The following is a 12,274-nucleotide window of genomic DNA, read 5'->3' on the forward strand; positions in this document are numbered from 1 at the left end:
TTGGCAACGGTGGCCTTGCCTGAAGCCTTCTTGCCAACCGTCTGTTTGCCCGACGACTTCTTGGCTGAAGGCTTCTTAGCCGAAGCCTTCTTGGCCGAATCGGACTTCGCGCCCGACTTGGCGGCGGGCTTCGCCGCAACCTTCTTTGGAGCCTTCGCCTTGCTTGCAGCCTTAGACCCCTTAGCCTTGGTCGCAGCCTTCTTGGCGCCGGTCTTGACCGTGCGCTTGGCGCGGGAGGCCTTGGTCCCCTTCTTGGCATCCGCAGCGCGGACCGCCTCGAGCACTCGGCCGATCTCGCGGGTGACTTCGTCGATGGTCATCATGCCGTCGACGGTCAGCAGCTTGCGCTTCTCGGAGTAATAGTCGACCAGCGGCTCGGTCTGCGCCCGGTAGGCGGACAGACGCTTGGCCAGCGCCTCGGCGTTGTCGTCGGCGCGCGGCTCCTCGCCGCGGGCGCGCATTTCGGCGACGCGGGTCTCGACCCGGTCGAGCAACGCGCCCTCATTGACCTTGAGCTCGACTACGGCGTCGAGATCGAAGCCCTTGTCCTTGAGCAGACGGTCAAGCGCTTCCGCCTGCGGCACGGTGCGCGGGAAGCCGTCGAGGATGAAGCCCTGCGCGGCGTCGTCCTGATCGATCCGGTCGGAGATGATCCCGATCACCACCTCGTCCGGCACCAGACCGCCGGCCGCCATGATGTCCTTGGCCTTGAGGCCGATCGGCGTGCCGGCCGCGACCGCGGCGCGCAGCATGTCACCGGTGGAGAGCTGCACGATGCCGTGCCGCTCGACCAGTCGGCCCGCCTGCGTGCCCTTGCCCGCGCCTGGCGGTCCGAGGAGGATCAGTCTCATTTCTTGCGCCCCCGCAACTTCGACTTCTTGATCAGGCCTTCATACTGGTGGGCCAGCAGATAGCCTTGCACCTGCGCCACCGTATCCATCGTCACGCTGACGACGATCAGAAGCGAAGTTCCGCCGAAATAGAACGGGACCGAGGCGTAGGAAATCATGATCTCCGGGATCAAGCAGACGATCGCCAGGTAGATCGCACCGACCACGGTGATGCGCGACAGCACGTAGTCGATGTACTCGGCGGTGCGCTCGCCCGGCCGGATGCCCGGGATGAAGCCGCCGTGCTTCTTCAGATTGTCCGCGGTCTCGGTCGGGTTGAACACGATCGCGGTGTAGAAGAACGCGAAGAACACGATCATGCCGATGTAGAACAGCAGGAACAGCGGCCGGCCGTGACCGAACTGGGTCACGATCCACTGGAACCACTCCGGCCCGCTGCCGGCGTTGAAGTTCGCGATCGTGGTCGGCAGCAGCAGCAGCGACGACGCGAAGATCGGCGGAATCACGCCCGAGGTGTTGAGCTTCAGCGGCAGATGCGAGGACTGGCCCTCGAACATCTTATTGCCGACCTGGCGCTTCGGATACTGGATCAGCAGCCGGCGCTGGGCCCGCTCCATGAACACGATGAAGGCGATCACGACGACGGCCATCACCAGCACGACCAGGATCAGGCCGGTCGACAGCGCGCCCTGACGGCCCAGCTCGAGCATATTGGCCAGAGCCGAAGGCAGCTCGGCGACGATGCCGGCCAAAATGATCAGCGAAATGCCGTTGCCGATGCCGCGCGAAGTGATCTGCTCACCCAGCCACATCAGGAACATGGTGCCGCCGGTCAGCGTGATCGTGGTCGACAGCCGGAAGAACATGCCCGGGTCGGACACCACATTGCCCGCGCCTTCGAGGCCGACGGCGATGCCGTAGGACTGGAACAGCGCCAGGATCACGGTGAGATAGCGGGTATATTGATTGAGCGTCTTACGGCCGCTCTCGCCTTCCTTCTTCAGCGCTTCGAGCTGCGGCGACACGGTGGTCAGCAGCTGCACGATGATCGATGCCGAGATGTACGGCATGATGTTGAGCGCGAAGATCGCCATGCGGTGGATGCCGCCGCCGGCGAACATGTTGAACATGCCGAGGATGCCGCCGGCCTGCTGGCGGAACACCTGCTCCCACACGTTCGGATCGATACCCGGCAGCGGGATGTAGGTACCGAAGCGGTACACCAGCAGCGCGCCGAGCGTGAACCAGATCCGCTTCTTCAGCTCTTCGGCTTTACCAAGCGCCGAAAAGTTGAGGTTTGCCGCTAGTTGTTCAGCTGCTGAGACCATATCCGGCTTTCTCCCGCGCTGCTCGTCCCGATCCGCCGCCGGATGCGGCGGTCGGGTCGGCGCCGGGCCTCAATTTGGTGCGCGCGTGTCGAAAAATCCACCGTACCGGCGAAGCCGGGCGCCCGCTTTAACAGCGGGCGCTGACGGGGATATTACGCCGCCTCGCCTTCTTCCGCCTTCGGGGCGAGGATCTTCACCGAACCGCCGGCCTTTTCGACCGCGGCGATCGCCGACTTGGTCGCACCGTGCACTTCGATGTTCAGCTTCGCGGTGAGCTCACCGCGGCCGAGCAGACGGACGCCGTCCTTGGCGCGGCGCAGAACGCCCGCCTCGACCAGCGCCGCGGCATCGACCACCTTGCCGGCGTCGATCGCCTTGGCATCCACGGCCTCCTGGAGGCGGTCGAGATTCACTTCGGCGAATTCGAGCGCGAAGATGTTGTTGAAGCCGCGCTTCGGCAGGCGACGATGCAGCGGCATCTGACCGCCTTCGAAGCCCTTGATGCGCACGCCCGAACGCGCGGTCTGGCCCTTGCCGCCACGGCCGCCGGTCTTGCCCTTGCCCGAACCGATGCCGCGGCCGATCCGCATGCGCTTCTTGCGCGAACCGACGTTGTCGGCAATCTCGCTGAGCTTCATCGCCCTGTCTCCTTACTTCTCGTCGACGACGCGGACGAGGTGTTGCACCTTGCCGATCATGCCGCGAACTTCAGGGGTGTCCTGCAGTTCGGCGACGCGGCCGATCTTGTTCAGCTTCAGGCCGATCAGCGTCTCGCGCTGCGAGTGATGGCGCCGAATCGGGCTGCCGATCTGCTCGACCTTGATCATGTTTGCGGCCTTGGCCATCTCGTTCACTCCGATCGCGTCTTGTCAGAAGACCGCGTGATCGCCCTCGATCACGCTGTTATTCGGCCACCACTTCGGCATCGCCACCGACGCGGCGGGCCTGCAGAGTGGAAACCTTGATGTTGCGGCGCGCGGCAACCGAACGCGGCGAGTCGAGATGCTTCAGCGCGTCGAAGGTGGCGCGAACCATGTTGTACGGGTTCGACGAACCGACCGACTTCGCGACCACGTCGGCGATGCCGAGGGTCTCGAACACCGCACGCATCGGACCGCCGGCGATGATGCCGGTACCGGCCGGGGCGGCGCGGAGATAGACGCGGCCAGCGCCGTGACGGCCGGCAATGTCGTGATGCAGGGTGCGGCCCTCGCGCAGCGCGACGCGGGTCAGGTTGCGCTTCGCCGACTCGGTGGCCTTGCGGATCGCTTCCGGCACTTCGCGCGCCTTGCCGTGGCCAAAACCGACCCGGCCCTTCTGATCGCCGACCACGACCAGCGCAGCGAAGCCGAAGCGCTTGCCGCCCTTCACCACCTTCGCCACACGGTTGATGTGGACGAGCTTGTCGACGAACTCGCTGTCGCGCTCCTCGCGCTCCCTGCTCCGTTCGCGTCCGCCGCGTTCGCGTTCAGCTGCCATGGTGTGTTCCAATCCTTGCGAGGCTCGCGCCCCGATCCTGGTATCCGTTCAAACCGAAATTTAGAAGCTCAGGCCGCTCTCGCGGGCCGCATCTGCCAGGGCCTTGACGCGCCCGTGATACAGATAGCCGCCGCGGTCGAACACGACTTCCTTGACGCCCTTCTCCACCGCACGCTCGGCGACCAGCTTGCCGACGGCCTTGGCGGCGTCGATGTTCGCACCGGTGTTGCCGGCCTCGCGCATCGTCTTCTCCAGCGACGAGGCCGAAGCGAGCGTCTCGCCCTTGGCGTCGTCGATCACCTGGGCATAGATGTGCTTGGACGAGCGGAACACCGACAGCCGCGGACGGCCGTTGGCGGTGCGCCGCAGCGCAGTCCGGACCCGGTTGGTGCGCCGGGCATTCGTAACCTTCATCTTCGACATGACCGGCTCCGTTACTTCTTCTTGCCTTCCTTGCGGAAGATGAATTCGTCGGCGTAACGCACGCCCTTACCCTTATACGGCTCCGGCGGACGGTAGTCGCGGATCTCGGCGGCGACCTGACCGACCTTCTGCGAGTCGATGCCGGCGACGTTGATCTCGGTCGGCTTCGGCACCGTGATGGTGATGCCTTCCGGGATGTCGTACAGCACGTCGTGGCTGTAGCCGAGCGCGAGCTGCAGCTTCTTGCCCTGCATCGCAGCGCGATAGCCGACGCCGGTGATCTCGAGCTTCTTCTCGAAGCCCTTGGTGACGCCTTCCACCAGATTCGCGATCTGAGCGCGAGCCGTCCCGTACAGCGCACGGGCACGATTGGTCTCGTGCCGCGGCGCCACCTTGACCGCACCGTCCTCGAACTTCACGTCGACGTCGTCGTGCACGACGAACTGAAGCTGGCCCTTCGGCCCCTTCATCTTGACGGTCTGTCCCTCGACGGTCGCCGTCACCCCAGACGGGACCGTGACGGGCTTCTTGCCAACGCGTGACATGGTCGATCCTTCTTAACCCTGCATCATCCGGCGAATTCCCGCCCGGGACGATGCGCCAATTTCCGCTCTTTCGCGCGCCCGGGCCGGACCGTCCGGCCGTTCGCGCTTTCGATTAGAACACCGTGAACAGAACCTCGCCGCCGACATTGGCGTCGCGGGCGTCGTGATCGGCCATGATCCCCTTCGGGGTCGACAGCACCGAGATGCCGAGGCCGTTGTTGACGCGCGGCAAGTTCTTCACCGAGGCGTAAACCCGACGGCCCGGGCGCGACACGCGCTCGATTTCGCGGATCACCGGCTCGCCGTCGAAATACTTCAGCTCGATCTCGAGCTCGCTGCGGCCCGACGGATGCTCGACGGTGGCGTAGCCGCGGATGTAGCCCTCGGACTTCAGCACATCGAGAACGTTGGCGCGCATCTTGGAGCCCGGGGTCGAAACCTTGGACTTGGAGCGCATCTGCGCGTTGCGGATGCGGGTGATGAGATCGCTGATCGGATCGTGCGTAGACATCTGACGACCCTCCCCTTACCAGCTCGACTTCACGAGGCCCGGAACCAGGCCGCGCGAACCGAGATCGCGGATCGCGATACGGCTGAGCTTGTTGAGACGATAGACCGAACGCGGACGGCCGGTGAGGTCGCAGCGGTTACGGATGCGAGTCGCCGACGAGTTGCGCGGCATCTCGGCGAGCTTCAGCGTGGCCGCGAAGCGCTCTTCCATCGGCTTCGACTTGTCGGCGATGATGGCCTTCAGACGCGCGCGCTTCGGCGCAGCGTTCTTGGTCATCTTCTTCCGGCGGTTGTTCTTCTCGATCGCACTCTTCTTTGCCATATCAGGCTCCTGGGTTTCCGCGTTTGAGAGGCTTTTCAGCGTCTCACTGCCGGAACGGGAAATTGAAAGCGGTGAGTAGCGCACGCGCCTCGTCGTCGGTCCGCGCGGTGGTGCACACCGTGATGTCCATGCCCCACGACTCGCCGGTCTTGTCGAAGTCGATTTCGGGGAAAATGATGTGCTCCTTGATGCCGAGCGAATAGTTGCCACGGCCGTCGAAGCTCTTCGGGTTCAGGCCGCGGAAGTCGCGGACGCGCGGCAGCGCGACCGTGATCAGGCGGTCGATGAACTCGTACATCCGCGCCTGGCGCAGCGTCACCTTGCAGCCGATCGGCTGGTTTTCGCGCAGCTTGAAGGTCGAAATCGCGACGCGCGAATAGGTGATGACGGCCTTCTGACCGGCGATCAGCGACAGATCCGCCGCCGCCTGCTCGGCCTTCTTGCGGTCGTTCACCGCCTCGCCCACGCCCATGTTCAGCACGACCTTGTCGAGCTTCGGAACCTGCATGACGTTGGCGTAGCCGAACTTCTCAGTCAGCTGGGTGCGGATGTGGCGGTCGTATTCCGTGCGCAGCCGCGGAACGTAAGCGGTCTCAGCCATCGATCTCTGCTCCCGAACGCTTGGCAACGCGGACCTTTTTGCCGTCCGCGAGAATCTTGAATCCGACGCGGGTCGGCTTGCCGTCCTTGCCGACGATCGCGATGTTCGACAGGTCGATCGGCGCCTCTTTCGAGATGATGCCGCCTTCCTGGGTCTGGGTCTGCTTCTGGTGACGCTTGACCACGTTGATGCCGCGAACCAGCGCCTTGCCGGCGTCCGGACGGACTTCAAACACCTCGCCGGTGCGGCCCTTGTCGCGACCGCTCAGCACGATCACCTTGTCACCCTTACGGATCTTGGCGGCCATCACAGCACCTCCGGCGCCAGCGAAATGATCTTCATGTGGTTCTTCGCACGCAGCTCGCGCGGCACCGGCCCAAAGATACGGGTGCCGATCGGCTCGGACTGATTGTTGATCAGAACGGCGGCGTTGCGGTCGAAACGGATGACGGAGCCGTCGGCGCGGCGGATGTCCTTGCGGACACGGACCACCACGGCCTTCATCACGTCGCCCTTCTTCACCTTGCCCCGCGGAATCGCTTCCTTGATCGAGACCACAATGACGTCACCCACGGTCGCATACCGGCGCTTGGATCCCCCAATCACCTTGATGCACATGACACGGCGTGCGCCTGAATTGTCGGCCACGTCGAGGTTGGTCTGCATCTGAATCATTGATGCACCTCGTCCTCTCTCTGCTGCGCTATTCGCGCGCTAAACTGATGCGCAAATGCGCGCTTAGGCGGTCTTCTTCGGTTCGCCCCGGACGACGGTCCAGCGCTTCAACTTGGAGATCGGCTTGCTCTCTTCGATCCACACCATGTCGCCCGGCTTGAACTGGTTGTTCTCGTCGTGCGCGTGGTAGTTCTTCGAGCGCCGGATGGTCTTCTTGTAGATCGGGTGAGTGAAGCGGCGGTCGACGCGCACCACGATCGTCTTTTCTTGCTTGTCGCTGACGACCACGCCCTGCAGGGTCCTCTTCGGCATGTCTAAAGGTCCTTACTTCGTCTTGCCGGCGCGCTTCTGCGCGGCGATGGTCTTGATGCGAGCGATGTCGCGGCGAGCCTCGCGCAGCCGAGAGGTGTTCTCGAGCTGACCCGTGGCGCGCTGGAAGCGCAGGTTGAAGCGTTCCTTCTTGAGCGACAGAATCGCGTCGTCCATCTGGTCTTCGCTCATCGCACGGATGTCGGCAGTCTTCATCTCAGCCATGAGGATTACTCCGCGATACGCGCGACGAAGCGCGTCTTGATCGGCAGCTTGGCGGCGGCCAGGGTCAGCGCCTCGCGAGCGATCTGCTGGTTGACGCCGTCGATCTCGAACATCACCCGGCCCGGCTTGACGCGCGCGACCCACAATTCCGGCGAACCCTTGCCGGAGCCCATGCGGACTTCGGCCGGCTTCTTCGACACCGGAAGATCGGGGAACACGCGGATCCAGACGCGGCCGGCACGCTTCATGTGACGGGTCAGCGCACGACGGGCGGCTTCGATCTGACGCGCGGTGATCCGCTCCGGCTCCATCGCCTTCAGGCCGAACTGGCCGAAAGCCAGGGTCGCGCCCGAGGACGCAACGCCGTGAATGCGGCCCTTGTGCGCCTTACGGAACTTGGTTCTCTTTGGTTGCATCATGGCTTTACGCCCTCAATTCGAATTCTGCGCGATCAGGCGGCGTCGCGGCGCGGACGGGACGAACCGCCACCATCGCCTTCGGCCATGCGCTTGTCCTGGGCCATCGGATCGTGCTCGAGGATCTCACCCTTGAAGATCCAGACCTTGACGCCGCAGGTGCCGAAGGTCGTGAACGCGGTCGCAACGCCGTAGTCGATGTCGGCGCGCAGGGTGTGCAGCGGCACGCGGCCTTCGCGGTACCACTCCATACGGGCGATTTCGGCACCGCCGAGACGGCCCGAGCAGTTGATCCGGATGCCTTCGGCGCCGAGACGCATCGCCGACTGCACCGCCCGCTTCATCGCGCGGCGGAACGCAACGCGGCGCTCGAGCTGCTGCGCGATCGACTCGGCGACCAGGGTCGCGTCGAGCTCGGGCTTGCGGATTTCGACGATGTTGATCACCACGTCCGAAGAGGTGATGTCGGCAACCTTCTTACGCAGCTTGTCGATGTCGGCGCCCTTCTTGCCGATCACCACGCCGGGACGCGCCGAGTGGATCGTCACGCGGCACTTCTTGTGCGGGCGCTCGATCACGATACGAGCGACCGCCGCCTGCTTCAGTTCCTTGTGCAGGATCTCGCGGATCTTGACGTCCTCGTGCAGCAGCTTGCCGTACTCGTTCTTGCCGGCGAACCAACGGGAATCCCACGTCCGGTTGATACCCAGCCGCAGCCCGATCGGATTGATCTTTTGACCCATCGAAAGTCTCCCGCGCCTTCGCTTAAGCGCTTGCTTCTTCGACCTGACGAACGACGATCGTCAGCTGCGCGAAGGGTTTGAAAATACGGCCCGAGCGACCACGGCCGCGCGGGGTGAAACGCTTCATCACGATGCCCTTGCCGACGTGGGCCTCGGAGACGACCAGCGCAACGACGTCGAGGTCGTGATTATTCTCGGCGTTGGCGATAGCCGATTCGAGGCACTTCTTAACATCGACCGCGATCCGCTTGCGCGAAAACGCGAGGTCGGCGAGAGCCGCCGACGCCTTGCGGCCGCGGATCAGTTGGGCGACCAGGTTGAGCTTCTGCGGAGAGACGCGAAGCATCCTGGCGACAGCCTTCGCCTCGTTATCAGGCAGGCTACGTTCGCGCTTGGGTTTGCTCATCGTCTCGTCCTCAACCCTTCTTCGACTTCTTGTCGCCGGCGTGGCCGTGGAAAGTGCGGGTCGGCGAGAACTCGCCGAACTTGTGACCCACCATTTCCTCGTTCACCGACACCGGGACGTGCTTCTGGCCGTTGTAGACGCCGAAGGTCAGGCCGACGAACTGCGGCAGGATGGTCGAGCGACGGCTCCAGATCTTGATTACGTCGTGACGGCCCGACGCACGCGCGGCATCGGCCTTCTTCAGCAGCGAGGCCTCGACGAACGGGCCCTTCCAGACTGAGCGAACCATGTCCGGCTTCCTTACTTCTTCTTCCGCTTGTGGCGGCTGATGAGGATGAACTTGTCGGTCGACTTGTTCGAACGGGTCTTCTTACCCTTGGTCGGCTTGCCCCACGGGGTGACCGGGTGACGGCCGCCCGAGGTGCGGCCTTCACCGCCGCCGTGCGGGTGGTCGATCGGGTTCATGACGACGCCGCGGTTATGCGGGCGACGGCCGAGCCAGCGCTTGCGACCGGCCTTGCCGATCGAGATGTTCATGTGGTCCGGGTTGGACACCGCACCGATCGCCGCGATGCAGCGACCGTGAACCAGGCGCTGTTCGCCCGAGTTCATGCGCAGGATCACGTAGTCGTGGTCGCGACCGACGATCTGAGCGTAGGTACCGGCCGAACGGGCCAGCTGGCCGCCCTTGCCGATCTTCAGCTCGACGTTGTGCACGATGGTGCCGATCGGCATGTTGCCCAGCGGCATCACGTTGCCCGGCTTCACGTCGACATAGGCGCCCGCGATCACGGTGTCGCCGACCGCCAGACGCTGCGGCGCCAGGATGTAGGCCTGCTCGCCGTCCTCGTACTTGATCAGCGCGATGAAGGCGGTGCGGTTCGGATCGTATTCCAGACGCTCGACCTTGGCCGGAACGTCGACCTTGGTGCGCTTGAAATCGACGATGCGGTAGGTCTGCTTGTGACCGCCGCCGCGGAACCGAACGGTAATGCGGCCGGTGTTGTTACGACCGCCGTTCGAGTTCTTGCCTTCGGTCAGCCGCTTGACCGGCTTGCCCTTATACAGCGCCGAACGATCAACCATCACCAGCTGGCGCTGGCCCGGCGTCGTGGGATTAAAGGTCTTCAATGCCATGGTCGGTCCCGCCTCACAGTCCGGTGGTGACGTCGATGCGGTGGCCCTCTTCCAAGGTCACGACCGCACGCTTGACGTCCGACTGCGTGCCGAAGGTGCCGCGGAAGGCCTTGGTCTTGCCCTTGCGCACCAGCGTGTTCACGCTCTTCACCTTGACGTCGAACAGCTTTTCGACGGCTTCTTTGATTTGCGGCTTGGTCGCGCCGCCCTGCACCTTGAACACGACCTTGTTGTGTTCGGACGCCATCGTGGACTTTTCAGTCACGACCGGCGCAACGATCACGTCGTAATGGCGCGGATCGATGGATTTCATTTGAAGCGCGCCTCCAACGCATCGACCGCCGCCTTGGTCAGCACCAGCTTCTTGCGGCGCAGAATGTCATAGACGTTGATGCCCTGAACCGGCAGCACGTCGATGTTCGGGATGTTGCGGGCCGCCGCGGCGAAACCGTTGTTCACCTCGGCACCGTCGATGATCAGCGCGCTCTCGAGGCCGAGGCCCGAGAAGTGACCGACCAGCGTCTTGGTCTTGGCGGCTTCGAGCTCGGCCTTGTCGAGCACGATCAGACCGCCGCCCTTGGCCTTCGCCGACAGAGCATGACGCAGCGCCAAGGTACGCACCTTCTTCGGCAGGTCGATGGCGTGCGAACGCACCACCGGGCCGAAGGCGCGACCGCCGCCACGGAACTGCGGAACCCGCTGCGAACCGTGACGAGCACCGCCGGTGCCCTTCTGCTTGTACATCTTCTTGCCGGTGCGCCAGACTTCGGCGCGGCCCTTGGCCTTGTGGGTGCCGGCCTGCCGCTTCGCGAGCTGCCAGATCACACAACGCTGAATGATGTCGGTGCGCGGCTCCAGACCGAAGATCTCGTCGGAGAGCTGGACCGAACCGGCTTCCTTACCCTCGAGGGTGGTGACTTTCAGTTCCATCTCACGCACCTTCCTGCTCGGCGGCCGGCGCTTCCGCAGCCGCATCGCCATTGGCGAGCCGGAACTTACCCGGCTTCGGCGCATCCGCCGGCAGCGCCTTCTTCACCGCGTCACGCACGCGGATCCAGCCACCCTTGGTGCCGGGCACAGCGCCCTCGACCAGGATCAGCCCGCGCTCGACATCGGTCTGCACCACCCGCAGGTTCAGCGTGGTGACGCGATCGACGCCCATGTGGCCCGGCATCTTCTTGTTCTTGAAGGTCTTGCCGGGGTCCTGACGACCACCGGTCGAACCGATCGAACGGTGCGACACCGACACGCCGTGGGTGGCGCGCAGACCGCCGAAGTTCCAGCGCTTCATACCGCCGGCGAAGCCCTTACCGGTCGAAGTGCCGGTGACGTCGACAAACTGGCCGACGACGAAGTGATCGGCCTGGATCTCGGCGCCGACCGGGAGCAGCGAATCCTCGGAAACGCGGAACTCCTCGACCTTACGCTTCGGCTCGACCTTGGCGGCGGCGAACTGGCCGCGCTCGGCCTTCGGCATATACACGGTCTTGCGCGAGCCGGAACCGACTTGCAGCGCCACGTAGCCATTCTTCTCAGTGGTGCGGTGGCCCAACACCTGGCAATTGCCAAGCTTCAGCACGGTCACAGGGATATGCTCGCCGGCCTCTGTAAAGACCCGCGTCATCCCGACCTTCTGTGCGATCACTCCGGAGCGCATCGGCGTGCTTCCTGTTCTTTCTGTCCGTTCGATAACCGGACGTTACAATCTCAGAGCTTGATTTCGACGTCGACGCCGGCGGCCAGGTCGAGCTTCATCAGAGCATCGACGGTCTGCGGGGTCGGGTCGACGATGTCGAGCAGGCGCTTGTGAGTGCGCATCTCGAACTGCTCGCGGCTCTTCTTGTCGACGTGCGGCGAACGGTTGACGGTGAACTTCTCGATCCGGGTCGGCAGCGGGATCGGCCCACGCACCTGCGCACCGGTTCGCTTCGCGGTGTTGACGATCTCACGGGTCGACGTATCGAGAATCCGATGGTCGAACGCCTTGAGGCGAATGCGAATATTCTGGCCGTTCATTGCCGTATTCTTTCTTTCGTGTCGCGAATGGTGAGTAGTGAGCAGCGGACGGACATCCGTCCGCCGCCCTCTATTCGCTATTCCCCGCTTACTCGATGATCGCGGCGACGACGCCGGCGCCCACCGTGCGGCCGCCTTCGCGGATGGCGAAGCGCAGCTTTTCTTCCATCGCGATCGGCACGATCAGGTGCACTTCCATCGCGATGTTGTCGCCCGGCATCACCATCTCGGTGCCTTCCGGCAGGTGCACCACACCGGTCACGTCGGTGGTGCGGAAGTAGAACTGCG

The 12,274-nt window shown here is 64.0% G+C and carries 24 protein-coding genes; all 24 read right to left on the minus strand.

What is annotated here, in order from left to right:
- On the minus strand, window positions 1-851 hold an 851-nt coding region (locus DYI24_RS11515; RefSeq protein WP_164572388.1), incomplete at its 3' end, for an adenylate kinase.
- Entirely contained in the window at window positions 848-2,179 is a 1,332-nt protein-coding gene (secY, locus tag DYI24_RS11520) for a preprotein translocase subunit SecY (RefSeq protein WP_107345072.1), read from the minus strand. The genes secY and DYI24_RS11515, both read right to left, overlap by 4 nt.
- Window positions 2,180-2,331: 152 nt before the next feature.
- Window positions 2,332-2,817: a 50S ribosomal protein L15 gene (rplO, locus tag DYI24_RS11525; protein WP_107345073.1), complete on the minus strand. Its 486-nt coding sequence runs from the start codon at window positions 2,815-2,817 to the stop codon at window positions 2,332-2,334.
- A gap of 12 nt (window positions 2,818-2,829) precedes the next feature.
- Window positions 2,830-3,024, minus strand: coding sequence for a 50S ribosomal protein L30 (rpmD, locus tag DYI24_RS11530; protein WP_011158777.1), 195 nt, complete (start codon window positions 3,022-3,024; stop codon window positions 2,830-2,832).
- Window positions 3,025-3,082: 58 nt separating this feature from the next.
- A complete protein-coding gene (gene rpsE / locus DYI24_RS11535) occupies window positions 3,083-3,658 on the minus strand; it encodes a 30S ribosomal protein S5 (RefSeq protein ID WP_011158778.1) in 576 nt (191 codons plus the stop codon).
- A 60-nt stretch (window positions 3,659-3,718) separates the two neighbouring features.
- Window positions 3,719-4,081 (minus strand): 50S ribosomal protein L18, encoded by a 363-nt coding sequence (gene rplR, locus DYI24_RS11540; RefSeq protein ID WP_107345074.1) that lies wholly within the window; start codon window positions 4,079-4,081, stop codon window positions 3,719-3,721.
- 11 nt (window positions 4,082-4,092) lie between these two features.
- A complete protein-coding gene (gene rplF / locus DYI24_RS11545; RefSeq protein ID WP_107345075.1) occupies window positions 4,093-4,626 on the minus strand; it encodes a 50S ribosomal protein L6 in 534 nt (177 codons plus the stop codon).
- 112 nt (window positions 4,627-4,738) lie between these two features.
- Window positions 4,739-5,137 (minus strand): 30S ribosomal protein S8, encoded by a 399-nt coding sequence (gene rpsH / locus DYI24_RS11550; RefSeq protein WP_107345076.1) that lies wholly within the window; start codon window positions 5,135-5,137, stop codon window positions 4,739-4,741.
- A gap of 15 nt (window positions 5,138-5,152) precedes the next feature.
- On the minus strand, window positions 5,153-5,458 hold the full coding sequence (gene rpsN / locus DYI24_RS11555; protein WP_012496648.1) for a 30S ribosomal protein S14: 306 nt from the start codon (window positions 5,456-5,458) through the stop codon (window positions 5,153-5,155).
- Between the two features lie 43 nt (window positions 5,459-5,501).
- Window positions 5,502-6,059: a 50S ribosomal protein L5 gene (gene rplE, locus DYI24_RS11560; RefSeq protein WP_011158783.1), complete on the minus strand. Its 558-nt coding sequence runs from the start codon at window positions 6,057-6,059 to the stop codon at window positions 5,502-5,504.
- On the minus strand, window positions 6,052-6,366 hold the full coding sequence (gene rplX, locus DYI24_RS11565; protein WP_011158784.1) for a 50S ribosomal protein L24: 315 nt from the start codon (window positions 6,364-6,366) through the stop codon (window positions 6,052-6,054). The genes rplE and rplX overlap by 8 nt, the downstream gene beginning before the upstream one ends.
- Complete coding sequence (rplN, locus tag DYI24_RS11570) at window positions 6,366-6,734, minus strand: 50S ribosomal protein L14 (protein WP_011158785.1); 369 nt, start codon at window positions 6,732-6,734, stop codon at window positions 6,366-6,368. The genes rplX and rplN overlap by 1 nt, the downstream gene beginning before the upstream one ends.
- Window positions 6,735-6,797: 63 nt before the next feature.
- Window positions 6,798-7,046 carry a 30S ribosomal protein S17 gene (gene rpsQ / locus DYI24_RS11575; RefSeq protein ID WP_013501923.1) on the minus strand — a complete coding sequence of 83 codons (249 nt, stop codon included), beginning with the start codon at window positions 7,044-7,046 and terminating at the stop codon, window positions 6,798-6,800.
- Between the two features lie 12 nt (window positions 7,047-7,058).
- Window positions 7,059-7,268, minus strand: a complete 210-nt coding sequence (gene rpmC, locus DYI24_RS11580) for a 50S ribosomal protein L29 (RefSeq protein WP_011158787.1) — start codon at window positions 7,266-7,268, stop codon at window positions 7,059-7,061.
- 5 nt (window positions 7,269-7,273) lie between these two features.
- Entirely contained in the window at window positions 7,274-7,687 is a 414-nt protein-coding gene (rplP, locus tag DYI24_RS11585) for a 50S ribosomal protein L16 (protein ID WP_011158788.1), read from the minus strand.
- A gap of 32 nt (window positions 7,688-7,719) precedes the next feature.
- Complete coding sequence (gene rpsC, locus DYI24_RS11590) at window positions 7,720-8,427, minus strand: 30S ribosomal protein S3 (RefSeq protein WP_011158789.1); 708 nt, start codon at window positions 8,425-8,427, stop codon at window positions 7,720-7,722.
- Between the two features lie 22 nt (window positions 8,428-8,449).
- Entirely contained in the window at window positions 8,450-8,833 is a 384-nt protein-coding gene (gene rplV / locus DYI24_RS11595; protein ID WP_164572389.1) for a 50S ribosomal protein L22, read from the minus strand.
- 10 nt (window positions 8,834-8,843) lie between these two features.
- A complete protein-coding gene (gene rpsS, locus DYI24_RS11600) occupies window positions 8,844-9,122 on the minus strand; it encodes a 30S ribosomal protein S19 (protein ID WP_011158791.1) in 279 nt (92 codons plus the stop codon).
- 11 nt (window positions 9,123-9,133) lie between these two features.
- Complete coding sequence (gene rplB / locus DYI24_RS11605; RefSeq protein WP_107345077.1) at window positions 9,134-9,970, minus strand: 50S ribosomal protein L2; 837 nt, start codon at window positions 9,968-9,970, stop codon at window positions 9,134-9,136.
- Window positions 9,971-9,983: 13 nt separating this feature from the next.
- Window positions 9,984-10,283: a 50S ribosomal protein L23 gene (locus DYI24_RS11610; protein ID WP_011158793.1), complete on the minus strand. Its 300-nt coding sequence runs from the start codon at window positions 10,281-10,283 to the stop codon at window positions 9,984-9,986.
- On the minus strand, window positions 10,280-10,900 hold the full coding sequence (gene rplD / locus DYI24_RS11615) for a 50S ribosomal protein L4 (protein ID WP_164572390.1): 621 nt from the start codon (window positions 10,898-10,900) through the stop codon (window positions 10,280-10,282). Before rplD ends, DYI24_RS11610 begins: the two co-directional genes overlap by 4 nt.
- Before the next feature lies 1 nt (window position 10,901).
- On the minus strand, window positions 10,902-11,627 hold the full coding sequence (rplC, locus tag DYI24_RS11620) for a 50S ribosomal protein L3 (protein WP_107345078.1): 726 nt from the start codon (window positions 11,625-11,627) through the stop codon (window positions 10,902-10,904).
- 50 nt (window positions 11,628-11,677) lie between these two features.
- A complete protein-coding gene (gene rpsJ / locus DYI24_RS11625; RefSeq protein ID WP_002712302.1) occupies window positions 11,678-11,986 on the minus strand; it encodes a 30S ribosomal protein S10 in 309 nt (102 codons plus the stop codon).
- Window positions 11,987-12,074: 88 nt separating this feature from the next.
- Window positions 12,075-12,274 (minus strand): EF-Tu C-terminal domain-related protein (locus DYI24_RS11630; RefSeq protein WP_502706336.1); only part of this gene is annotated, 200 nt, incomplete at its 5' end.

Origin of the sequence: Rhodopseudomonas sp. BR0C11, assembly GCF_010820945.1 — a bacterium.
Taxonomy (GTDB): Bacteria; Pseudomonadota; Alphaproteobacteria; order Rhizobiales; family Xanthobacteraceae; genus Rhodopseudomonas; species Rhodopseudomonas palustris_H.

Excerpts from the sequence above, each read along its gene's own strand:
- secY (WP_107345072.1), bottom strand. The coding sequence starts at position 2,179 with ATGGTCTCAGCAGCTGAACAACTAGCGGCAAACCTCAACTTTTCGGCG.
- rplO (WP_107345073.1), bottom strand. The coding sequence starts at position 2,817 with ATGAAGCTCAGCGAGATTGCCGACAACGTCGGTTCGCGCAAGAAGCGC.
- rpmD (WP_011158777.1), bottom strand. The coding sequence starts at position 3,024 with ATGGCCAAGGCCGCAAACATGATCAAGGTCGAGCAGATCGGCAGCCCG.
- rpsE (WP_011158778.1), bottom strand. The coding sequence starts at position 3,658 with ATGGCAGCTGAACGCGAACGCGGCGGACGCGAACGGAGCAGGGAGCGC.
- rplR (WP_107345074.1), bottom strand. The coding sequence starts at position 4,081 with ATGTCGAAGATGAAGGTTACGAATGCCCGGCGCACCAACCGGGTCCGG.
- rplF (WP_107345075.1), bottom strand. The coding sequence starts at position 4,626 with ATGTCACGCGTTGGCAAGAAGCCCGTCACGGTCCCGTCTGGGGTGACG.
- rpsH (WP_107345076.1), bottom strand. The coding sequence starts at position 5,137 with ATGTCTACGCACGATCCGATCAGCGATCTCATCACCCGCATCCGCAAC.
- rpsN (WP_012496648.1), bottom strand. The coding sequence starts at position 5,458 with ATGGCAAAGAAGAGTGCGATCGAGAAGAACAACCGCCGGAAGAAGATG.
- rplE (WP_011158783.1), bottom strand. The coding sequence starts at position 6,059 with ATGGCTGAGACCGCTTACGTTCCGCGGCTGCGCACGGAATACGACCGC.
- rplX (WP_011158784.1), bottom strand. The coding sequence starts at position 6,366 with ATGGCCGCCAAGATCCGTAAGGGTGACAAGGTGATCGTGCTGAGCGGT.
- rplN (WP_011158785.1), bottom strand. The coding sequence starts at position 6,734 with ATGATTCAGATGCAGACCAACCTCGACGTGGCCGACAATTCAGGCGCA.
- rpsQ (WP_013501923.1), bottom strand. The coding sequence starts at position 7,046 with ATGCCGAAGAGGACCCTGCAGGGCGTGGTCGTCAGCGACAAGCAAGAA.
- rpmC (WP_011158787.1), bottom strand. The coding sequence starts at position 7,268 with ATGGCTGAGATGAAGACTGCCGACATCCGTGCGATGAGCGAAGACCAG.
- rplP (WP_011158788.1), bottom strand. The coding sequence starts at position 7,687 with ATGATGCAACCAAAGAGAACCAAGTTCCGTAAGGCGCACAAGGGCCGC.
- rpsC (WP_011158789.1), bottom strand. The coding sequence starts at position 8,427 with ATGGGTCAAAAGATCAATCCGATCGGGCTGCGGCTGGGTATCAACCGG.
- rplV (WP_164572389.1), bottom strand. The coding sequence starts at position 8,833 with ATGAGCAAACCCAAGCGCGAACGTAGCCTGCCTGATAACGAGGCGAAG.
- rpsS (WP_011158791.1), bottom strand. The coding sequence starts at position 9,122 with ATGGTTCGCTCAGTCTGGAAGGGCCCGTTCGTCGAGGCCTCGCTGCTG.
- rplB (WP_107345077.1), bottom strand. The coding sequence starts at position 9,970 with ATGGCATTGAAGACCTTTAATCCCACGACGCCGGGCCAGCGCCAGCTG.
- DYI24_RS11610 (WP_011158793.1), bottom strand. The coding sequence starts at position 10,283 with ATGAAATCCATCGATCCGCGCCATTACGACGTGATCGTTGCGCCGGTC.
- rplD (WP_164572390.1), bottom strand. The coding sequence starts at position 10,900 with ATGGAACTGAAAGTCACCACCCTCGAGGGTAAGGAAGCCGGTTCGGTC.
- rplC (WP_107345078.1), bottom strand. The coding sequence starts at position 11,627 with ATGCGCTCCGGAGTGATCGCACAGAAGGTCGGGATGACGCGGGTCTTT.
- rpsJ (WP_002712302.1), bottom strand. The coding sequence starts at position 11,986 with ATGAACGGCCAGAATATTCGCATTCGCCTCAAGGCGTTCGACCATCGG.